Below are 21,739 nucleotides of genomic sequence, written 5' to 3'. Positions count from 1 at the left end.
TGTCAGCGAAACCTAGCGTTCTAGTACTTGAGCGCTGGATTCCGCAGTTAAACCTTGGAGCGGAGATAAGAAATTATCTGCTCTTTTAACTTATTGATTTAAAAGGAGATTACTCTCCCTCTTTGCTTGCCATTTTCTCTTTAAGTAAATCACCTAAAGTAGTGGTTGATGTACCCTCCGTTCGAGAATACTTCTTAATCGCATCCGCTTCGTCTTGAGCATCTTTCGCTTTTATTGAAAGAGCAATTGAGCGGTTTTTACGATCCACATTGATGATCTTAGCTTCAATTTCATCGCCTTCCTTAACGTGATTTTTCGCATCATCAATACGTTCATCTGCGGACAATTCACTAGCACGAATAATACCAACAATGTCATCACCCAAGGCTACAGTAACAGTTTTAGCATCCACTGTAGTTACAATACCCTTGACAATTGCACCCTTAGTATACTCTTCAACAAAGGTTGTAAAGTTATCACCTTCAAGTTGTTTTAAACCTAATGAAATGCGTTCACGCTCTGGATCAATTGCAAGAATAACAGCCTCTAACTCTTGTCCTTTCTTAAACTGTTTTACTGCTTCTTCACCAGGAACAGTCCAGGAAATATCAGATAAGTGAACCAAACCATCAATTTCACCATCTAAGCCAATGAAAATCCCGAAATCTGTAATTGAACGAATTTTACCACTAACTTTTTGACCTTTACTATGTGATGCAGCAAATTGTTGCCATGGATTACCAACACATTGTTTCATACCTAAAGAAATACGACGTCTTTCTTCATCAATTTCGAGAACCATTACGTCAACGACATCTCCCATAGAAACTACTTTACTTGGATGAACATTTTTATTAGTCCAATCCATTTCTGACATATGCACTAAACCTTCAACACCTTCTTCAATTTCAACGAAGCAACCATAATCGGTAATATTAGTAACTTTACCCTGTAATCTCTTTTGCAAAGGATACCGTTCAACTAAATCAACCCACGGATCGTTACCTAATTGTTTCATACCTAATGAAACACGGTTTCTTTCGTTATCAAAACTTAATACTTTAACTTTTACATCTTGACCGACAGATAATAATTCACTTGGATGCTTCACACGCTTCCATGAAATGTCAGTAATATGGAGTAAGCCATCTATACCGCCAAGGTCAATAAACGCACCGTAGTCTGTTAGATTTTTAACGATACCGTGAAGCTCTTGACCATCATGTAAGGACTCAAGCAAAGCTTGTCTATCAGCACTGCTTTCTTCTTCAACCACTGCACGTCGGGACACAACAATATTGTTGCGCTTTAGATCCATCTTAATTACTTTAAACTCGAGCTCTTTGCCTTCCAGATAAGAAGGGTCTCTTACAGGTCTGACGTCTACTAATGAACCAGGAAGGAACGCACGAATAGTACCGATTTCAACAGTGAAACCACCTTTAACTTTACCAGAAATAAGACCAGTAACTGTTTCATTGTTCTCATGAGATTTAGATAATTTGCGCCAAGCTTCTTGACGTTTTGCTTTTTCTCGTGAAAGGAGCGTTTCGCCGTAGCCATCTTCAACTGAATCTAGTGCTACTTCAACAGTATCGCCTAAACTAACTTCCAGTGCGCCATCTTTATCATAAAATTCTTCTACAGCAACAATACCTTCAGATTTTAATCCAGCATTTAAAATGACATAATCACTATCAATGCTAATTACTTTAGCGGCAATAATAGCACCGGGATAAAATTGAGCACCTACGATACTTTGCTCAAATAATTCTTTGAAACTTTCAGACATGTTAATAAACTCTTTAGTAAAAAAATGAAAGGATGAGCGTTCACTCACCTTTCCCCCTAAGTAACAGTCAAACATTAAACATGATGCAAACGATCATCAATTAATTTTAATACAGTATTGAATGATTGTTCAATACTTAAACTTGTTGTATCAATTTGCACTGCATCATCTGCAGGCTTTAATGGCGCATGCATACGCGCAGTGTCCCTTGTATCACGTTTAACCAGTTCTTCTATAACCTGCGCGAGCCTAACATTATTTTCTTTTTCTTTCAACTGCAAATAACGTCTATTTGCACGCTCTTTTTCATTAGCATATAAAAATATTTTTAAAAATGCATTTGGAAAAACAACTGTGCCCATATCTCGTCCATCAGTCACTAAGCCGGGAGCTTGGGCAAAATTTCGTTGACGTTCTAATAAAGCCTGCCTTATTTCAGGAATTGCAGCAATTTGTGAAGCATCCTGACCACATTGTTCGCTACGGATTACTGTACTGATATCTTCATTATCTAATATCACTTGAGAAGTATTATCATCAGAGGATTTAAAGTGTAAATTAAGGGAATGAGCTAAATTGGTTAATTGAGCTACCCCATTCAATTCAATCTTATTTTTTCTTGCAGCATAAGCTAAAACTCGATAGATAGCACCGCTATCAAGCCTATTCCAATGAAGATGCTTGGCAAGCAAATGACAGAGAGTACCTTTCCCCGTTCCACTAGGCCCATCAAGGGTAATTACCGGAATTTTTTCATCATACATTATCAGCTACTTCCTCCTCTATTTGAAGTTGAATTTCTTTTGCTGTCTCTATAAACAATGGGAATGATATAGCTACATTCGCACAGTTTTTTACACTAACTGGCGCATTAGACACTGTTCCGGCAATTGCAAAAGACATAGCAATACGATGATCGCCGAAGCCATCTACTGTTCCTCCCTGAAAAACTCCTCCTTCAATTAATGCCCCATCATCCAATGCTTGAGCTTTAATACCTAAATGGTGTAATCCATTGATCATTGCGACAATACGATCACTTTCTTTAAAGCGAAGCTCTTTTGCGCCATGAAGCGTAGTCTGCCCCTTAGCGCAGGCAGCAGCAATAAAAATAATGGGAAACTCATCAATTGCAAGTGGAACTACTTTTTGAGGAATATTAATCCCCTTCAATGGTGCATGTCGAACTCGTAAATCGGCGACCCATTCTTCCCCCTCTTGTCGCTGATTTGAAAGAGTAATATCAGCACCCATTTCCAATAAAATATGGATTATCCCAGTACGTGTGGGGTTAATTCCAACATGACGAATAAGAAGATTAGAGCCAGGAATAATCGTAGCAGCAACAATAAAAAAAGCAGCAGAGGATATATCACCAGGAACAAAAATTTCTGTCGCCAAGCATTCGCTTTTAGAATTAATAGTAATGGTATTCTCAGATCGATATACAGGATAAGAGAAACTTTCAAGCATGATTTCAGTGTGATTGCGACTTATACCTGTTTCAGTAATGCTTGTTTCACCTTGTGCATAAAGCCCCGCGAGCAAAATACATGATTTCACCTGTGCACTTGTTTCTGGCATTACATAATGTATTCCGGTAATTTTTTTACCACCTCTAATAATAATTGGTGGTTTATCATTAACAGTAGAAACATGAGCACCCATTTGCTTCAATGGTTTACTAATGCGTAACATAGGTCTTTTTAATAGACTTTCATCACCGACCAATTGGCTATCAAAATTTTGTGCTGCCAATAATCCAGCGAGTAAACGCATACTGGTACCTGAATTACCACAATCAATTACCTGCTTTGGCTTTTTTAATCCATGTTTTCCTACACCATGAATTACAACTTGCTGCTCATCGGGACCTTCAATAGTAACGCCCATTGCCCGGAAAGCACGTAAAGTAGCCATACAATCTTCACCATCAAGAAACCCGTTAATAACTGTAGTTCCTTTCGCAATACTCCCAAGTATAATGGATCGATGAGAAATCGATTTATCTCCAGGAATACTAATTTCTCCTCTTAATGAATGCGATGGTTTACTCACTAAGTTAATTATTTTCACAGATTGTTTTCCTCCCAAATAACTTCCTTTCTTCTCTCTTCTTCCCAAAGATGAGACAGGGCCTATAAGGCGGTTAAGGGGTTGTTTGAACAAAGTTCCTACCGATGTTTGCCACTAGGGTTACTTGCAAATTCGGACATAAATTGAATTAGAGCATCAACTCCAGACATTGGCATTGCATTATAAATACTGATACGAATTCCGCCAATATACCGATGTCCTTTTATAGCACTTAATCCTCGTGACTGAGCCTGCTGCACAAAGAGTTCCTCAAGATTGGTATTCTTTAATGAAAAACAGACATTAACTAGGGAGCGTGCTTCTCTGCTGACGTGAGTACAATAAAAATCACTGCTATCTAAATAATGATATAATTTAGCTGCTTTTTCACAATTTAACTTAAAAAGTGTCTCGATGCCCCCTTGTGCCTTTACCCAATCAAACATTTTTGCAGCCATATAACAATTAAATACGGGTGGTGTAGCATACAACGAGTCATTTTCAGCATGAATTTTATAATCAAGCATCGTGGGTACAGGTGGATTCGTTTTTTTAGCTAATAAATCATCTCTAATAATGACTACTGTTAATCCTGCATTGGCAATATTTTTTTGAGCACCGGCAAAAATTAAGCCATAATTTCTAATATCTATAGGTTCACTAAGCAGACATGAAGTCATATCTGCGACTACTGTAGTTTCTTCAGCCTTAGGCACATAAGGAAACCGTACGCCATTTATCGTTTCATTAGGCGTATAATATAGGTACGTAGTATTTTCTTTTATATTCCAATAATGGGGTTCGGGAATTGCTTTATAACCATTCTTTTCATCACTAGCAATGCAATAGGCATTCTTTAGTTTCTGAGCCTCAAGAAGTGCCAAATGCGACCATATTCCAGTATCTAAATACCCGGCGTATTCATCTGCTCGTAAAAAATTCATTGGAATCATGGCAAACTGCATACGGGCAGCACCACCCAAGAATAATATGTGGTAATTTTTCGGTATAGTTAATAGGTCTCTTAGGGTGTTTTGCGCATGATTTAAAAGTGATATAAACTCTGGGGTACGATGTCCTATTTCAAGAATAGACATTCCGGTACCCTGCCAGTCAAGAAATTCTTCCTGAGCCTCTTTTAGTATGAGCTCAGGAAGCATTGCCGGACCGGCACCAAAATTATATATCCTGGACGTCATGCTGATCACTGCTGTTTTCTATTTCTGAAGCATCATTTTCTTGTTCCAATTCTTCAGATTCTTTCTCGCCTAAATCCTCGATTTTTTGCATACCAACTACGAGCTCACCAGAACTAACATTAATCAGACGAACCCCTTGAGTATTTCTACCGATAACAGATAATTCATTGACCCTAAAGCGCACCAATGTTCCTTTATCAGTAATTAACATGGCTTCATCATTGTCATTAACTTGTACTGAGCGTACCACCTTGCCATTACGTTCAGTCACTTGAATGGAAATAACGCCTTGCCCGCCCCGCCCAGATACTCGGTACTCTTCTAGATCAGTACGTTTACCATAGCCATTTTCAGTTGCAGTCAAAATAGTTCCATTAGGATGGGCAACAATTAAGGAAATTACTGCCTGGTCCTCTTCTATACGAATACCTCGTACACCACGAGCAGTACGGCCTGTAGAACGTACTTTAGATTCGTCAAAACGGATTACTTTTCCAGCATCGGTGAATAACATGATGTCTTTAGTACCGTCAGTAATATCGACACCAACCAAACGATCATTATCATCCAGATCAACAGCAATAATTCCATTCGAACGTGGTCTGCTAAAGGCGTTTAATGGCACTTTTTTTACTGTTCCCCTACGAGTTGCCATAAATACATAATATCCTTCCTGGTATTCTCTGACAGGTAACATAGCATTAATTTCTTCCCCTTCCGCCAAAGGAAGAATATTAATAATTGGTCTACCCCGTGAAATACGACTTGCCAAAGGAAGTTGATAGGCTTTCAGCCAATACAACTTGCCGTGATTTGAGAAACAGAGCAAGGTATCATGTGTGCTTGCAATTACCAAACGAGAGATGAAGTCTTCTTCTTTAACATTAGTCGCAGATTTTCCTTTACCCCCACGACGTTGCGCATGATAAGCGCTAATTGGTTGATATTTCACATAACCTTGATGTGATAAGGTAACCACAACATTTTCTTCCGTAATAAGATCTTCAATCGTTAAATCTTCTTGTGATGCAGTAATTTCAGTCCGGCGTTCATCACCAAATTGTGTTTTAACCTCCTGAAGCTCATCACGTATTACTTGCATCAAACGTTCTGGAGAAGCCAAAATGTCTAATAATTCTTTAATTAAAATTAATAACTCTTCAAACTCACCTAGAATTTTCTCTTGTTCCAAGGCAGTTAATCGATGTAACCTTAATTCCAGAATGGCTTGTGCTTGTGCTACTGATAATTTATATCCTACCTCACTTAAGCCAAACTCAGCAGTCAATTCATCAGGCCTTGATGCATCGGAACCAGCACGCGCCAACATACTACTAACCATACCGGGTTGCCATATTTTAGCTAACAATGCCTCTTTCGCATCCTGAGGCGTAGGTGATTGTTTAATTAAAGCAATCATTTCATCGATATTCGCAAGGGCTATTCCCAAGCCCTCCAACAAATGAGCACGACTTCTTGCCTTTTTCAATTCAAATAAGGTTCTCCTGGTAACTACTTCACGTCGGTGTTTAATGAAATATTCCAGAATTTGTTTCAAGTTCAAAGTACGTGGCTGACCATCAACCAAAGCAACCATGTTAATACCAAACACATTTTGCATTTGGGTGTGAGCAAATAAGTTATTCAAAATAACATCAGCTACTTCATTACGCTTTAACTCAATGACTACCCGCATACCTTGCTTGTCCGACTCATCACGAAGACCTGAAATACCTTCAATTTTCTTATCCCTAACCAATTCAGCAATACGCTCTACTAAGCGTGCTTTATTCACTTGATAAGGTAATTCATGGATAATAATTGCCTGACGGTTTGTGTCTTCGTCAGTTTCTATTTCCGTTCTGGCACGAATAATAACTCGCCCTTTTCCAGTACGGTAACCCTGAATGATTCCTGCTCTACCATTAATAATCGCTGCGGTAGGAAAATCTGGACCAGGAATAATTTCCATAATTTCATCCAGACTAAGCTCGGGATTATCGACTAAAGCAATACAGGCATTAACCACTTCGGTTAAATTATGAGGTGGTATATTAGTTGCCATACCTACCGCTATACCCGAAGAGCCATTGATTAACAAATTCGGTATCCGAGAAGGTAGAACTACTGGGGCAAATTCTGTTTCATCATAATTGGGACTGAAATCAACAGTTTCTTTATCTAAATCAGCTAATAAGGCGTGGGCTACCTTAGACATTCTTACTTCTGTATAACGCATTGCCGCAGGAGCATCACCATCAACAGAACCAAAGTTCCCTTGTCCATCAACCAAAAGATAACGCATGGAAAATGGCTGGGCCATACGCACAATAGTATCGTAAACTGCTGTATCACCATGTGGATGGTATTTACCAATCACATCCCCCACTACACGAGCAGATTTCTTGTAAGGTTTATTCCAATCGTTACTCAATTCACTCATAGCAAAAAGCACACGCCGGTGAACGGGCTTCAGTCCATCGCGAACATCAGGCAAAGCCCGACCGACAATGACACTCATAGCATAATCCAGATAGGATTGCTTTAATTCGTCTTCAATATTAACTGACAAGACTTCTTTAGCTAGATAAACCATGATTTGGACGTATCCTTATGATAAATTCTGTGGTAAAGGATAACATACAGTACGTTGTAATTGAATCGAACACTTTAAAAAAAAGCGTCTCTAAAAGATGTACTTTTGCATACTAAATCTCAGCCAGATTAATCTGAAGCACAAATTACTAATTTTTTTCCTGTTATTCTTTTTAAATCTCCACCATAATATTCGTAGGGTAGGTTTAAATTGACTGCAAGTGCTCATTTTGTATATAGTGCCGTGCGCAACTAGAAAATAAAAAATGCTTAGAAACAGGAGAAGCAATGACAAATAAACTAGCCAAACTTAGCATCGAAGGCCAAGAACCATTAGAATTACCAGTTTATACACCTACTTTAGGTAATGAGGTGATTGATATTACTAAACTTGGTTCACGTGGCGTATTTACCTTTGATCAAGGTTTTCTCTCTACAGCCTCCTGTGAATCTAAAATCACTTATATTGATGGAGAGAATGGTATCCTGTTATACAGGGGTTATCCAATTGAACAACTAGCAGAAAAAAAAGATTTTCTTGATGTAAGTTATCTCTTGTTGAATGGTGAGTTACCAAATAAAGAAGAAAAAAAAGATTTTGTTAGTTTAATTAACAATCACACTATGGTTCACCAACAAATGTATCAATTTCTTAACGGTTTTCGTCGTGATGCTCATCCCATGGCCATTATGGTAGGAATCGTTGGCGCTTTATCTGCATTTTACCACGATACTATGGACTTAAATAATGCCCAGGATCGTTTTATTTCTGCAATTCGCCTGGTTGCTAAAATGCCTACATTAGCAGCGATGAGTTACAAATACTCAACGGGCATGCCTTACATGTATCCAAAAAATAAAATGACCTATGCTGAAAACTTTTTACATATGATGTTTGGTGTCCCTTCTGAAGACACTACTCCAGATCCTGTTTTAGTCAAAGCAATGGATACTATATTTATTTTACATGCAGACCATGAGCAAAATGCTTCTACCTCTACAGTTCGCCTGGCTGGCTCAACGGGCGCTAATCCTTTTGCTTGTATTTCTGCAGGAATTGGTGCTTTATGGGGCCCTGCTCATGGTGGTGCAAATGAAGCATGCTTAAACATGTTAAAAGAAATTGGGGATATTAGCCAAATCGACCACTACATTAAACGCGCTAAAGATAAAAATGATCCATTCCGTTTAATGGGTTTTGGTCACCGTGTTTATAAAAGCTATGATCCAAGAGCTAAAGTAATGCGTCAAACATGTTATGACGTTCTGGAAGCAGTCGGTGCTAAAGATGCTCCTTTGTTCAAACTGGCCATGGAGTTAGAGCGTATTGCTCTTGAAGATGATTATTTTATTGAAAAGAAACTTTATCCTAATGTCGATTTCTATTCAGGCCTAACTTTAAGTGCAATTGGCATTCCGACAAACATGTTCACGGTAATCTTCGCTCTAGCACGTACCGTGGGGTGGATGAGCCATTGGATGGAGATGGTTGCCACTAAATCAAGAATCGGCAGACCTCGCCAGCTATATACTGGTGAAAAAACCAGGAATGTTCCTTAATCTTATTCTTTTTGATATAGGGGCTACATAGAGCCTCTAATTTCATTAATGAGAATGAGGTGGTAAACAATCCTGTAATGAAGCTATTTTTTCTTGTTGTCTTTCAATTTCTTTTTGTAGACATTCTAATCCTGTATTTAATAACTGGTATCGTTCTTTTTTAGAATCAGCACCATGAAAGAAATTTAGTGCGCTTTTTATATTAGTTTTGGGATTTTTAAGTGCTTCGACAACAATAGATTCCGCCGCTTGCAGCATCTGAATTTTTGTTGTTTTAAAACCAATTTTTTGCGAACAAAAGCGTAACTGGAATCTGAATTCCCATTGATTGTTAATTGCTTAATTTGTTGCTCTAATGCAACAATAGTATCTTTATTTTTAATATAATCTAAAAATGAGCAAATGCGAGAGATAAATCTGACCCTCTTAAAGTAAAAGGACTATTCGCTGTGGAAACTAATTTACAAAGTGTGCAAGCTCAAGCGGATAATGCAACAATATTTAGACACAAGTTTTAGTTGAAAATGGATTTTGCGTGCGCGATCACGAAGCCTTCGGGACGACACGCATTAGAAACTTATTTACAAAACAAGGTGCGTAATGCCTGTTGCCAACCGCAATAATCGGCTTCTACTTGCTCAATAGTACGAGTAGGCTGAAATTTCTGTTCAATCCCCCAAGTGGTTGTCTGCAATTCCTCCAAGGAATTGAAAACCCCACTTCCTAAGGCTGCTAAAATAGCCGCCCCTTTCGCCGTTGTTTCTATGTCCTTAGGCTTTTGTACTTGAAGTTGGCATTGATCAGCTAAAAACTGTAAAAACCACTGATTAACAGCCATGCCTCCATCAACACGCAATAACGATAAATTCAAACAGCTATCCTCGCGCATACAAGCAAATATTTCGCGCGTTTGATAACATATACCTTCTAATGCCGCCCGCGCAAAGTGAGCTCTTTTAGTGGAAAGCGATAATCCAGTCACTATTGCACCTGGTGTTGATAGCCAGTGCGGAGCCCCTAAACCAGTAAACGCAGAAACCAAATACACACCATCATTTCCATCCAAACTTTGTGCCAATGACTCTGTTTCTCCAGAAGTAGCTATTAATTTCATCTCATCACGCAACCATCTTACCGTAGTTCCTGCATGATAAATGCTTCCTTCTAAACCGTATGTAATTTTACCCTTAATTTTATAGGCAATTGTGGTTAGGAGTTTATGGTGTGAAAGTACAGCTTTAGCCCCAGTATTGAGCAATAAAAAACCACCTGTACCATACGTTCCTTTCACCATTCCTGACTCAAAACATCCTTGGCCAATTAATGCCGCCTGCTGATCACCAGCCACTCCGGTAATAGGTAATTCCATTCCAAGCCATCGTTTATCAATCAGACCAAAATGGCTATCGCAAGCACGAACCTCTGGTAAAACGGATTCAGGTAGTGCAAAAAGATTCAATAAATCAGAGTCCCATTGTGCTGTTTTGATGTTAAATAACATGGTTCTTGAAGCATTGGTGATATCTGTTAAATGCAAATGCTGTTGTGTTAATCGCCAAATTAAAAAACTGTCTATCGTTCCAAAAGCAAGATCTCCTTGTTTTGCAAGCTGTTGTGCTTCAGGGTTATTCTCTAGCAACCATTTCAGTTTACTTGCCGAGAAATAAGGATCTGGAAGCAAACCAGTTTTTTCTTGAATCATAGAGGATTCAGAAACAAATGCATGACAGTATTCTGCCGTTCTTCGATCTTGCCAAACAATTGCAGGTGCAAGACAGACACCTGTTTTCTTATGCCAAATTACTGTAGTTTCACGTTGATTAGTTAAACCACAAGAAATAATTTTCTCTTTTGGAACTTTAGCAACGACCTCGCGCAGAGCAATTAATGTTTTTTGCCATAGCTCCTCAGGATCATGCTCAACCCACCCGGCTTTAGGATAATATTGTTTTAATAAATATTGGCTGTAAGCAACTAATTTGCCGTGAAGTGTGTAAATCATGGCCCGTGTACTGCTTGTCCCCTGATCTATAGCAAGTAAGTAATTCATTTATTCGCAGTCCTTAATCCTTCTCAAAACAACCTTACTTTATATCTCAGCACATAAGGATGACATCATAAGAAATTACATTGTATATTATTTAGAGTGTAATCTTTTTTTGTGGAGACTAAAACATGGATCAAGTTTTTGATGTTGCAATTATTGGTGGCGGCATCAATGGGTGTGGTTGTGCAGCCGATGCCGCTTTAAGAGGCCTGTCGGTGATCCTCCTAGAGCGAGAAGATCTAGCTTCAAATACTTCTTCAAACAGCACTAAACTTATTCATGGTGGATTAAGATATTTAGAAAACTATGAATTTGCTCTGGTAAAAAAAGCCATTACCGAAAGACAAAGACTCTTAAATCTTGCCCCTCATTTAGTGCATCCCCAAGCTTTTGTTTTACCCTATGAAAAACATATGCGCCCCGCCTGGTTCTTGCGCTTGGGATTGTTTCTATACGATTATCTAAATCGTAAAAATCGTTTACCTAAATGCAAAAATATTAATAGAAAAAAAAACGAACTATATTTTACCCCTTTAAGGAACGATCTGGATCATGGCTTTCTATTTTATTATGGTGCTGCAGATGATGCACGTCTGACTATTGTTAATGCAATTCAGGCCAAAAATCATGGCGCTAATATTAAAACCTATTCAACAGTAACCCATGCTCAAACTATCGATAATTTATGGCAATTAACTGTTCAACCACAAACAGGTCCTGAATATAAAATTCATGCCAAAACTTTAATTAACGCAGCTGGGCCTTGGGTAAAAGCAGTGGAACAGTTAACAAAAATTTCCAATCATCAAAAAATCAGCCTGATAAAAGGAAGTCATATTGTCGTGCCTCCAGTTTACGAAGGTAATCATGCCTATTTTTTACAACATCATGATAAACGAGTTATATTTGTTATTCCCTACCATGGGTTTAGCATGATTGGCACAACTGATGTACCAGTGACAGAACAACCAGATAAAGTCAGTATTAGTGACGAAGAAATCAATTATTTACTTAATTTAGTGAATTTATATTTTAAAACTAAAGTCTCTAAAAAAGAGGTTTTCTATACTTGGAGCGGGGTTCGCTCTTTATTGGCCAATACCAATAAAGAAGCTCAATCATTAAGTCGCGATTATAATTTTGAATTTAGCCTTAAACCTGCACCCGTTATTACTATTTATGGTGGGAAAATTACTACCTACAGACAATTAGCTGAAGAGGCAGTAAACCAGTTAATTGCCGTTTTTCCTCAAATAAAGCCGTCAACTACTACCACAACACCTCTTCCTGGGGCTACTTTTGAACAAATGAAGTTTGAACATTATATACACTATGCCAAAACAAAGTATCAATGGATGAACCCTAAATTATTTAATCGCTATTTATACACATATGGCACGCTTATGGAAAAATTTCTTGTATTATGCACTAGTGAACACTCTTTAGGAAAAAAATATGGGACAGACCTATACCAAGTTGAGGTCGATTATTTAATTTTAGAAGAATGGGCACGTCATTGTGATGACATTCTCAAACGTCGCACTCGACTTAGTTTAACCATGGATGCAATCAGTAAAAAAGAACTGGCTGCATACCTAGATAACATTATTTCTGTTGATCACCCTGTTCAAAGAGAGCCTTTATTGCACTAATATCAGTGGCCAGAACTTGCCGAACTAACTCATTCAATGCGGAAGCAGGCATATTTCCCGCATTCGAATAAACAACAATAGCATCTTTAAACACCATAAGATGCGGAATCGAGCGTATTTCAAAAAAATTAGCCAGTTCCTGCTCTGCTTCAATATTTACTTTTGCAAACTTTATATTAGGAAACTGCACAGAAACCTGTTCATAAATTGTGGTAAATTGTTTACAAGGAGCACACCAATCTGCCCAAAAATCAATAAACACTATTTGGTTTTCATTAATTAATGACTCAAATTCAGTGCTTGTCACATTTTGGCTTGGCATGTTTTATCCCTTCTTTGCTTCCAGTGAATTAATCACTTTATGAAACACATCATCCATACTTCCGGTACCTATAATACTATGAAATAAAGGAGCATCAGGATCGTTACTAGCCGCCCAGCTTTTATAATAATTGATTAAGGGCTCTGTTTGATTTCGATAAACTTCCAGTCGCTTTTTTACCGTTTCTTCTTTATCATCTTCTCGTTGAATTAACAGTTCACCCGTAACATCATCCAAACCCTCATGCTGTGGGGGTTGATTAATAATATGATATACACGACCAGAAGGTTGATGAATGCGTCGTCCACTAATGCGTTTAATAATTTCCTCATCATCGACAGCAATTTCAATCACATGATCTAAATGCACACCCGCTTGTTTTAAAGCGTCAGCTTGAACTAAAGTTCTTGGAAATCCATCAAATAAAAAACCATTTTTACAATCACTGCTTTTTAAACGTTCTTTAACTAAGTCAATAATAATATTATCGGAAACAAGTTTGCCTGATTCCATAATTTTTTTAGCACTTAAACCCAGTGGAGTACCTTGGGCAATAGCCGCACGCAACATATCACCAGTAGAGATTTGCGGTATTTTATAACGTTTAATTAACTGTAAAGCCTGGGTTCCTTTTCCAGCACCTGGCCCACCCAAAAGCATTAATCGCATCAAAAAACTCCTTAGTAACTACTTCAATTTAATTCTCTGAAGTATACATCACTTTTAAACTTTATAAATTAATGTCAGTTATAGAATTTGTTCTTTCTGATTAAAAGAGATCTATACCGAAGTTGAAAAAAATTTTTTGAAACTCAATTATTAGAACCAAGATCTGTGTTCTAAAGAACCTTTACACGAGTTCAATTGCATTGCATAAAGTTGAGCTCGTGCCTTAACTTTACGAGCGACTGGCAATAACCATGCTTTTTTCAAATAGGTTTTACGTTGATATCCACCAATCCCTTCGTGATAAGCCAAGTAAAGTGAATTTGCGTCAGAGCGATCAATTCCTGCCCTTCTATGAGCTAGATTGGCATACCAACCAATAAAATCAACCCCATTAGCAAAATTATGACGAGAAGATAAAAGTCCACCATTCGTTAATTTATATTCTTTCCAGGTTCCATGTAAAACCTGAGCATAACCTGTAGCAGTTGAAGGTCTTTTCCAGGGGATAAATCCCAATAACTTGGTACGCGGAGGTTTTGCATGAGCTACAAATTTTGATTCTTGATGAATAATTGCCATTTGTACAGAGATGGGAACTTTCCAACGATGCTCAACATCTTTGGCATAAGTATACCACCTAGGATTTTCTTTAAATATCCTACAAACATTATTTAAATCAGATGGAGGATGGCTTACACAGGCTATGAGTACTAGAGGCAACAATAAAAAAATAGCCGTTCGTGCCTTATTAAATTGAAGCAAAGAGTCCATAAGCAAGCAAATAACAAAAAGTTAATAATATCAAATATAATTAGCTTCGTACATAAAAAATCTGCGATAACATACACTTATGAGTCACTTAGAAAGAAAGTTGTTAGGAAGTCAAAGGAGCTCATGTTAAAATTTCTTTTAACTAAATAAAATAAGTAATTAACTATGGCCATTCTTGTATTTGATATAGAAACCATTCCCGATGTAGAAACTGGGCGTAGGTTATATGATTTGCACGGCTTATCTGATGAAGATACCGCCCAAGCAATGTTTGCCTTACGACGTGCTAAAGTCAGCAATGATTTTCTACCTCATTACTTACAAAAAATTTGTGCCATTTCTTTAGTGCTTAGCCAAGGATCACAAATTAAAGCATGGTCACTTGGTGATGAATCTTCCGATGAAAAAGAATTGATAACACGCTTTTTTTCAGGAATAGATAAACACACACCCACTTTGGTTAGTTGGAATGGCAGTGGATTTGATCTACCGGTTTTACATTACCGTGCATTATTGCATAGTATTGCTGCCCCTACCTATTGGGAAGTAGGTGAAAATCAGCAAAACTTTCGTTGGAATAATTATTTGAGCCGTTTTCATTATCGACATATAGATCTTATGGATATTATTGCCGGCTATCAAAATAAGGCGTTTGCACCATTAGATGATCTTGCCACTATGTTGGGTTTTCCTGGAAAAATGGGTATGAGTGGTTCTAAAGTTTGGGAACAGTATATTGCAGGTCAAATAAAAAATATTCGTGATTATTGTGAAACAGATGTGTTGAATACTTATTGTGTGTATTTACGTTTTGAATTAATGCGAGGGATTATTAATCACGATGAATATTATAGTTCAATAGAACGCTTAAAAACCTATTTAGGCAACGAGAAAGAAAAACAGCACTTTCTGGATTTTTTAGGGTGTATGGCATAAATAATTGAAAAATGGGTTTTATTATACAAAATTAAATCATATAATTCCAATAAAACACACCTTGAATATCTAGATTACTAAATTATCAACGTATTTGTTTAGGGGAGATCTTTGCTCTTAGAAGACGTGAATGATTACTTATTGACGACGCTGATAACGTAAGGCTTAATTTATGTCTGAACCACTAATTTCTATAACAAAAAGGCAAGCCATTCTATTTGCCTGCTTTCTCGTCCTATATGAATTTCTAACTTATATTGCTAATGATATGATCATGCCAGGAATGATTCATGTGGTACAGTCGTTTAACGCACCAGAATCTACTGTTGCCACATCACTCACAGTGTATATTCTTGGTGGTGCTAGTTTACAGGTTTTTCTAGGACCAATATCCGATGCTTATGGACGTCGCCCTTTGATGCTATTAGGCGCCTGTTTGTTTTTTATTTTTACCCTTTTCATTGCCAGCTCAAACTCAATGAATCAATTTTTAATAGCACGTTTTTTTCAAGGCATGGGTTTATGCTTTATTGGAGTAATTGGTTATGCCACAATTCAAGAAATTTTTGAGGAAATGGATGCGATTCGTATTATCTCCATTATGGCAAACGCAGCCATTCTTGCGCCATTATTAGGACCTATACTGGGTGCAATAGTAATTTATTATACTTCCTGGCGCTATATCTTTATCTGCATTGCATTAGCAGCCTTAGTTGCTCTGTGGGGATTATGGCGTTTTATGCCTGAACCAATTAACCACGTTAAAAAAACAGGGGAAATAATAACCAAAACTAAGTTTTCTGCGCAGAATGTATTTAGAAATTATAAAAAACTGCTTACCAATAAGGTTTTCTGTTGGTCTGCCTTAGCTATTGGTACTGTAGGTATCCCATGTCTCGCCTGGATCGCGCTGTCACCTATTATTCTCATTAAAGAAGCCAAACTTACTGTAATACAATATGGACTTTGGCAGCTTCCAGTTTTTGGTGCGACCATATTAGGAAACTGGTTTCTCCATAGGCTAACTTATAAGTATGAAATAAAAAAAATTATCTTTGTCGGTTGCCTGATAATGATAGCAGGAGCAATACTAATCTCAGCTCTACCTTTTGTTTATGGTAACGACTATTATTATTTACTCCCAGGAGTAATTATTTATTTCTTTGCTCTCAGTTTAGTTAACGCCCCTTTAAACAGATTCTGTCTCTATGTTACTTCAGTAAGTAAAGGAACCGTCTCTGCTTTGATAAGCTTAAGTGTCATGATAATTGGAGCCATAGGTATCGAAGCAGCGAATATGTTCTATAAACAGCACAATAATCTTCATTTTGGTCTTTATTGCAATGCAGTGCAGATATTATTCTTTCTATTTATTGGGTTGGCATTTCATTTGCCTGAAAATAAGAGCAAGAATAAATAATGCTCTAACCTTCGAAGCTTTGCCTAGCAACAGCGTACTAAATATGTTGTGCTGGGTGAGATTCTTTAAGTAAAAAGCCAGCTATTAGCAAACTGAGTAAGAAACATAAAGGCATAACAAGCAATGCAATTTGATAGCTTTCTGCACTGTATACATGTACTCCATTTACTACATGCCAAGAACCAGTATGCTGTAATATGTAACCCACTAAAGGCTGGAATAGAGCACCACCAATAAGCACAGATAAATTATTAAAACCAGAGGCTGTACCTACTAATTCAACAGGATTATTCTCCTTAACTACCGCAAAACTCACTGTTTGACCACCAGCCCCTAAACCTAATACAAACAAAACAAAAGGCGTCCATCCATAGGTCAACCCAGGCAAGTAAAGTAATATGAGCGTAGCTATCAAGCCTAAAGCAGCACTAATAATTAATGCAATGCGACGGCTTTCGATTTTATCGCTTAGCCAGCCTAATAAAGGACTACCAATACCAATTCCAATCCAAATAATACTGCATAAACCAGAAGCTGCAACTACGCTTATTTGAAATTTTTCTTGTAAATAGGGTACACCCCAAAGTGCCGCAAATACTGCAATTGGCGTCCAAATTGCAAATGCATAACCACCAACAATCCAAGTATGTGCATGTTTGCAAACTGCTACCAATCGTTTCCATTCATTATGTAAGTAATGTTCAGGAGCAGTCTGGTTTTGTTGATGAGGATAATCACGTATGTACAACCAAAAAAACACTGCCAAGATAAAACCAATAGCAGAGAGAATAAAACTTGCATTACGCCAGCCTACATTCTGAATTAAATAAGCTAAAGGCATTTCACCAAACATAGCACCAACGGAACTCATTAATTGAGCAACACCTGCTAAAATGGCAAAGTAATAAGGAGGAAACCAGCGTGATAATAATACCAAAACACCAATGAACGAAAATGCAGATCCAATTCCGATTAGGAAACGACCAACACAAGCGGTAAATATACTGTCTGTAGAGGCAAAAAAAGCTGAACCCAAGGCACATAAAATAATGGCAAAGGTCATTAATTTTCTAGGGCCATAGCGATCATATAAAACCCCGGCGGGCAATTGAGTTGGTGCATAGGCATAAAAATAAAAGGCAGAGATAAAACCAAAACCTTCGCCGGTAACACCAAAAGTTTTCATCATGGAATCAGCCATGACGCTAGGTGCTACTTGTAAAATAAATTCATACAAGTAAAAAGATGCTGCTAGAAAGAAGATAAAATAAGCAGTTGCAAGGCTGCCTTTTTCTTTATTTGTTTTCTCGATGTAATGTTCGATCAATTCAAAATCACTTTGCTGTGGGTAGCTCATTTAATCTAAAGCAATTTATTTTGTCAACATGATTTTGTTAAATTTCCTATTAATGATTTAGTCAGGGATATACCTTAAGATCTTTTAAGACAAGAATAAATTAAATCAAATTGTCTATCATAAACATCTGTTTTTACATCAAATAATGACAATACCGTTGAAAAAAGATAATCATGTGAGAATTGATCCGTTTGTTTAGCACTTAAGCAATCTTCATTTAAGCCTAATTGCTGAGATAAGCCATTAGATAACCAGAAAACCATCGGTATTTTTTTTTGCTCATCTGGGGCAATAACATAAGGCAAACCATGCAAAAACAAATTATATTCTCCCAATGATTCACCATGATCGGATACATAAATTAATCCTGTATCATGGCTAGTAATAGTGCTCAACTCATCTATTGTACGCGCTAGAATACTATCTGTGTACAGAATGGCATTATCATAAGTATTTACAATAGCCTGCTGCGAACAGCGAGACAAATCGCTGGTTTCACAGATCGGTTGCCAAACTTTATACTGTTTCGGATATCGTTCAAAATAGGCAGGCCCATGATTACCAAGCATGTGTAATACTATGAGTTGATCATGATTTGTAGCAGCAATCCGCTCTTTCAGTTGATAAAGAAGAATTTCATCTAAGCATCTTCCATTAGTACATAAAAAATCATCTTTTAATTCCTCAACAGGAACCCCATCACAAACTCCCTTGCATCCTGATTGATTGTCCCGCCATAACACCGAAATTTTTATGCGATGCAAAAGATGCAATAACGATTCACTTTGAAAAATACGTTGTTCGTTATAGGCATGAAAACCATAAGGTGAAAACATACAAGGTAAAGAAACAGCAGTTGAGGTTCCACAACTTGTTACCTGATTAAAATTAAAGAGATGATATTTCGCTAGTTCTGGAGTTGTTTGTCTGCGATAACCATTTAATCCCCAGTTAGCAGCACGTACTGTTTCGCCCACAACAAGAATAATCACTCTCGGTTTGCTATGCTTCATATGTGACCGCTGATGGGCATCCCCTCCAATAATGATTTTAGCTCTATTTGCATTAGCTCGATGCTTTTCCCAATAAGCAGTCACTGAAGAAGTAAACAAATTTAAGGGGGTAATCAAATAGACAATTTCTTTTCGTTCTCGATGTAGTGGACTCAGATCATTAAATACTGCCCATGCACCACCAAAAAACATAAAAAGTGACAAAAAAAGTGTGCCAAAACGTCCTATCCAATAAGAAGTTAAACTTCTTTTATATATTCTAATATGCCAAATGATCCAGGATGGAAGAATTCCTAACAATAAAAAATAAGGAATAATTCGCCATTGAAGCAGTTCTTTACTTTCCTGATAATCAGTACTTAATACATTATTAATCATGATAGGATCAAGATATATATGAAACGTCGTCGTAAAATAAACTACAATTGAGGTGACAAAAAATAAGCTGATCATGAACCATCGAAAGGTCCATCGGTTAACAAACAACAATAATAAAAACCATTGCAAACCGGTAATCGATATTGCTGTGCATAAGATAATGAACCAGCTATGTGGACTCATTAACTCTTTACCCGACATTAATTCTGTCCAAAATGTAATGTTATATGCTAGGGTAAAAAAAAGACTACTTAAAAAAGTTATTACTTCACTAGAACAGAAGAAATAACGAATTATTTTAGCGATAATAGTTCTCCTTAAACCTCGAACATAGTTTAGATAACAACAAACAAATATCGATAACTGCAAGATTTAAATTTATTGGAACATCATAGAAATAAAATTAACTGTGAAAGATTATGTAGAATAGTTAAACCAAATTGGCATTACTTTATTAAGATAAACCATAAACTTCCATAATCCAACCTGGGATTCTACATTGTCAACAGAATCTGTTTTAATTTCTGGATAGGCGATACCAAAACCAAATAAACCAGGACCTATAATTCCTACATGAGGATTATGTCGCAGATCTTCATAATCACCAATCACAATATTTTTGCGCTTTTCAAAACCCACTGCATAAATTACTTGATCGCATTCAGGTAGAAAACATGCAATATTAGGTTCAGAGGTGTTATAACGCACCAAAGTAGCTGGCAAAGTACCATCTATATTTTCCCGTGCCCAGGCTGCTGTTTTCCCTTTAAGTCCTGTATTATCAAAAAGTATCCAATCATCCAGTTCTATAGCATAGCGACAAGGGGATCGGTAAAAATTAATTACTTTTTTAACTCCTAACTCTACAAGATATCGGACAATAATTATTGCTGAATGGGATGAGCCAAATACGCCATAAGTCTCATTACAATTCACAAGCGAGGCTAGTTTGTCCTTATCAATTGCCATATCAAATGAAATCACTTTAAGGCCTGGATAATCAAGCGAAGAGGGTAAAGCACCTGTAGCCAAAACCACGTTCTTAGCTGTATAACATCCATTGACTGTGGATAAAGTCCAAATGCGCTCAGATAAAAACATTTGATGAACTGTAGTTTTTATTGCCTTAACTTTTTGTCTTAAATGATCAGTGATCCATTGCAATGGTTCAACAACATAACTTAAAGTACATGTTTCTTCTTCAGGTAAATTATTAAGTTCAAAATTATTTGATGCATTTTTATAAGCAAAAGATTTGGCAGCAAGTAGAAAAGAGCTAAAGTATTTTACCTTGGTATTACTGGATACATTTCGCCAAAAAACTCCTAAATCCCCCACTTTAAAATGAGGATCAAACCACACAATTTGCTTGGGCAAAATGCCATTATCCAATAATTTTCCTACTGCAGCAATGCCTGCAGGACCTGCGCCGACAACTGCCCATTGAAAATTGTGTTTTTTCATAAGCTTCCATTAATGGTCAAGTTAATAACAATTTTGCTTAACTGAATAAAAACATTCCGATAATACATCATAGTATCAGAAAATTAAACGAGAAACGCTGGAACCTAATGCTGTAACAGCACTAGGTTGGGAATTTATGAAACTCTACTTAAAAGTATTAGTGAATTACAACGACTTAGCACAAACATCTGTAGTACTAATATTTTCTTCCACACTCTCAGGAACCTCTGGAGAAATATTTTTAACGTAATTTAACCCTAAAATATTTTTTAAAAAATCAACGATCATTTGTCCAAGATTACGCTTATCCAACTTATCTTTTATCACTGAATGCCCATAACTTATTGTATTACTTTGAACTTCTACTTTGGGGTCATCTGGTCTTTTTGAAAAATCAAAATTTATAATGCCTTGAGCTTTTATAATATAATCAGCTCCCTTTTCTGGAGAAATTCTGGGATTACCCATATCAATGCCATATTCTTTGC

18 protein-coding genes are annotated in these 21,739 nt (G+C 37.1%); 4 read left to right on the top strand and 14 right to left on the bottom strand.

From position 1 onward, the window contains the following. Positions 1–109: 109 nt before the first annotated feature. From rpsA to gyrA, 5 genes are all read right to left on the bottom strand, one after another. Positions 110–1,792 carry a 30S ribosomal protein S1 gene (gene rpsA, locus WA877_RS01455; RefSeq protein WP_425169168.1) on the bottom strand — a complete coding sequence of 561 codons (1,683 nt, stop codon included), beginning with the start codon at positions 1,790–1,792 and terminating at the stop codon, positions 110–112. A 74-nt stretch (positions 1,793–1,866) separates the two neighbouring features. Beyond that, complete coding sequence (gene cmk / locus WA877_RS01450) at positions 1,867–2,556, bottom strand: (d)CMP kinase (protein ID WP_425169166.1); 690 nt, start codon at positions 2,554–2,556, stop codon at positions 1,867–1,869. Next, entirely contained in the window at positions 2,549–3,862 is a 1,314-nt protein-coding gene (aroA, locus tag WA877_RS01445; protein WP_425169167.1) for a 3-phosphoshikimate 1-carboxyvinyltransferase, read from the bottom strand. Before aroA ends, cmk begins: the two co-directional genes overlap by 8 nt. 104 nt (positions 3,863–3,966) lie before the next feature. Continuing rightward, complete coding sequence (gene serC / locus WA877_RS01440; protein WP_425169165.1) at positions 3,967–5,067, bottom strand: 3-phosphoserine/phosphohydroxythreonine transaminase; 1,101 nt, start codon at positions 5,065–5,067, stop codon at positions 3,967–3,969. Further along, on the bottom strand, positions 5,048–7,663 hold the full coding sequence (gene gyrA / locus WA877_RS01435; RefSeq protein ID WP_425169164.1) for a DNA gyrase subunit A: 2,616 nt from the start codon (positions 7,661–7,663) through the stop codon (positions 5,048–5,050). The genes serC and gyrA overlap by 20 nt, the downstream gene beginning before the upstream one ends. Before the next feature lie 287 nt (positions 7,664–7,950). Between gyrA and gltA the strand changes: the two genes are divergently transcribed. Continuing rightward, entirely contained in the window at positions 7,951–9,222 is a 1,272-nt protein-coding gene (gltA, locus tag WA877_RS01430) for a citrate synthase (RefSeq protein ID WP_425169163.1), read from the top strand. A 45-nt stretch (positions 9,223–9,267) separates the two neighbouring features. On the opposite strand, the gene WA877_RS01425 is transcribed toward gltA, so the two are convergent. Together WA877_RS01425 and glpK are read right to left on the bottom strand one after the other, a co-directional pair. Further along, positions 9,268–9,480, bottom strand: coding sequence for a hypothetical protein (locus tag WA877_RS01425; protein ID WP_425169162.1), 213 nt, complete (start codon positions 9,478–9,480; stop codon positions 9,268–9,270). 319 nt (positions 9,481–9,799) lie between these two features. Continuing rightward, positions 9,800–11,272, bottom strand: coding sequence for a glycerol kinase GlpK (glpK, locus tag WA877_RS01420; RefSeq protein WP_425169161.1), 1,473 nt, complete (start codon positions 11,270–11,272; stop codon positions 9,800–9,802). Between the two features lie 125 nt (positions 11,273–11,397). Between glpK and glpD the strand changes: the two genes are divergently transcribed. Continuing rightward, positions 11,398–12,921 (top strand): glycerol-3-phosphate dehydrogenase, encoded by a 1,524-nt coding sequence (glpD, locus tag WA877_RS01415; protein WP_425169160.1) that lies wholly within the window; start codon positions 11,398–11,400, stop codon positions 12,919–12,921. Here the strand turns inward: glpD and WA877_RS01410 are convergent. The 3 genes from WA877_RS01410 to WA877_RS01400 all read right to left on the bottom strand — a co-directional run bounded on the left by WA877_RS01410 (position 12,875) and on the right by WA877_RS01400 (position 14,683). Further along, positions 12,875–13,243 carry a thioredoxin family protein gene (locus tag WA877_RS01410; protein WP_425169159.1) on the bottom strand — a complete coding sequence of 123 codons (369 nt, stop codon included), beginning with the start codon at positions 13,241–13,243 and terminating at the stop codon, positions 12,875–12,877. The two genes, glpD and WA877_RS01410, sit on opposite strands and share 47 nt — an antisense overlap. A 3-nt stretch (positions 13,244–13,246) precedes the next feature. Continuing rightward, a complete protein-coding gene (gene adk, locus WA877_RS01405; protein ID WP_425169158.1) occupies positions 13,247–13,912 on the bottom strand; it encodes an adenylate kinase in 666 nt (221 codons plus the stop codon). A gap of 150 nt (positions 13,913–14,062) precedes the next feature. Then, positions 14,063–14,683: a transglycosylase SLT domain-containing protein gene (locus tag WA877_RS01400; protein WP_425169157.1), complete on the bottom strand. Its 621-nt coding sequence runs from the start codon at positions 14,681–14,683 to the stop codon at positions 14,063–14,065. A gap of 165 nt (positions 14,684–14,848) precedes the next feature. Here WA877_RS01400 and WA877_RS01395 point away from each other — a divergent pair, with 165 nt between their 5' ends. Next, positions 14,849–15,619: a 3'-5' exonuclease gene (locus WA877_RS01395; RefSeq protein ID WP_425169156.1), complete on the top strand. Its 771-nt coding sequence runs from the start codon at positions 14,849–14,851 to the stop codon at positions 15,617–15,619. Between the two features lie 172 nt (positions 15,620–15,791). After that, a complete protein-coding gene (locus WA877_RS01390; protein WP_425169155.1) occupies positions 15,792–17,039 on the top strand; it encodes an MFS transporter in 1,248 nt (415 codons plus the stop codon). Between the two features lie 37 nt (positions 17,040–17,076). Here the strand turns inward: WA877_RS01390 and WA877_RS01385 are convergent, their stop codons facing one another. The 4 genes from WA877_RS01385 to WA877_RS01370 form a co-directional block, all read right to left on the bottom strand. Next, complete coding sequence (locus WA877_RS01385; protein ID WP_425169154.1) at positions 17,077–18,396, bottom strand: MFS transporter; 1,320 nt, start codon at positions 18,394–18,396, stop codon at positions 17,077–17,079. A 74-nt stretch (positions 18,397–18,470) separates the two neighbouring features. Then, positions 18,471–20,156 carry a phosphoethanolamine transferase gene (locus WA877_RS01380; RefSeq protein ID WP_425169153.1) on the bottom strand — a complete coding sequence of 562 codons (1,686 nt, stop codon included), beginning with the start codon at positions 20,154–20,156 and terminating at the stop codon, positions 18,471–18,473. Between the two features lie 48 nt (positions 20,157–20,204). Further along, complete coding sequence (locus tag WA877_RS01375; protein WP_425169152.1) at positions 20,205–21,251, bottom strand: FAD-dependent oxidoreductase; 1,047 nt, start codon at positions 21,249–21,251, stop codon at positions 20,205–20,207. A gap of 165 nt (positions 21,252–21,416) precedes the next feature. Beyond that, positions 21,417–21,739, bottom strand: a 323-nt coding sequence (locus WA877_RS01370; RefSeq protein WP_425169151.1) for a hypothetical protein, incomplete at its 5' end; no start/stop codon positions are given.

This window comes from Legionella sp. (assembly GCF_049790535.1).
Classification (GTDB): Bacteria; Pseudomonadota; Gammaproteobacteria; order Legionellales; family Legionellaceae; genus Legionella.
This window is presented reverse-complemented; position numbering and strand designations above follow the sequence as displayed.

Bases quoted from the DNA above. Each gene is read 5' to 3' on its own strand.
- WA877_RS01410 (WP_425169159.1), bottom strand. From the start codon at position 13,243: ATGCCAAGCCAAAATGTGACAAGCACTGAATTTGAGTCATTAATTAAT.
- WA877_RS01395 (WP_425169156.1), top strand. From the start codon at position 14,849: ATGGCCATTCTTGTATTTGATATAGAAACCATTCCCGATGTAGAAACT.
- glpK (WP_425169161.1), bottom strand. From the start codon at position 11,272: ATGAATTACTTACTTGCTATAGATCAGGGGACAAGCAGTACACGGGCC.
- gltA (WP_425169163.1), top strand. From the start codon at position 7,951: ATGACAAATAAACTAGCCAAACTTAGCATCGAAGGCCAAGAACCATTA.
- WA877_RS01390 (WP_425169155.1), top strand. From the start codon at position 15,792: ATGTCTGAACCACTAATTTCTATAACAAAAAGGCAAGCCATTCTATTT.
- WA877_RS01375 (WP_425169152.1), bottom strand. From the start codon at position 21,251: ATGAAAAAACACAATTTTCAATGGGCAGTTGTCGGCGCAGGTCCTGCA.
- WA877_RS01425 (WP_425169162.1), bottom strand. From the start codon at position 9,480: ATGCTGCAAGCGGCGGAATCTATTGTTGTCGAAGCACTTAAAAATCCC.
- WA877_RS01400 (WP_425169157.1), bottom strand. From the start codon at position 14,683: ATGGACTCTTTGCTTCAATTTAATAAGGCACGAACGGCTATTTTTTTA.
- rpsA (WP_425169168.1), bottom strand. From the start codon at position 1,792: ATGTCTGAAAGTTTCAAAGAATTATTTGAGCAAAGTATCGTAGGTGCT.
- cmk (WP_425169166.1), bottom strand. From the start codon at position 2,556: ATGTATGATGAAAAAATTCCGGTAATTACCCTTGATGGGCCTAGTGGA.
- gyrA (WP_425169164.1), bottom strand. From the start codon at position 7,663: ATGGTTTATCTAGCTAAAGAAGTCTTGTCAGTTAATATTGAAGACGAA.
- adk (WP_425169158.1), bottom strand. From the start codon at position 13,912: ATGCGATTAATGCTTTTGGGTGGGCCAGGTGCTGGAAAAGGAACCCAG.
- WA877_RS01385 (WP_425169154.1), bottom strand. From the start codon at position 18,396: ATGAGCTACCCACAGCAAAGTGATTTTGAATTGATCGAACATTACATC.
- serC (WP_425169165.1), bottom strand. From the start codon at position 5,067: ATGACGTCCAGGATATATAATTTTGGTGCCGGTCCGGCAATGCTTCCT.
- glpD (WP_425169160.1), top strand. From the start codon at position 11,398: ATGGATCAAGTTTTTGATGTTGCAATTATTGGTGGCGGCATCAATGGG.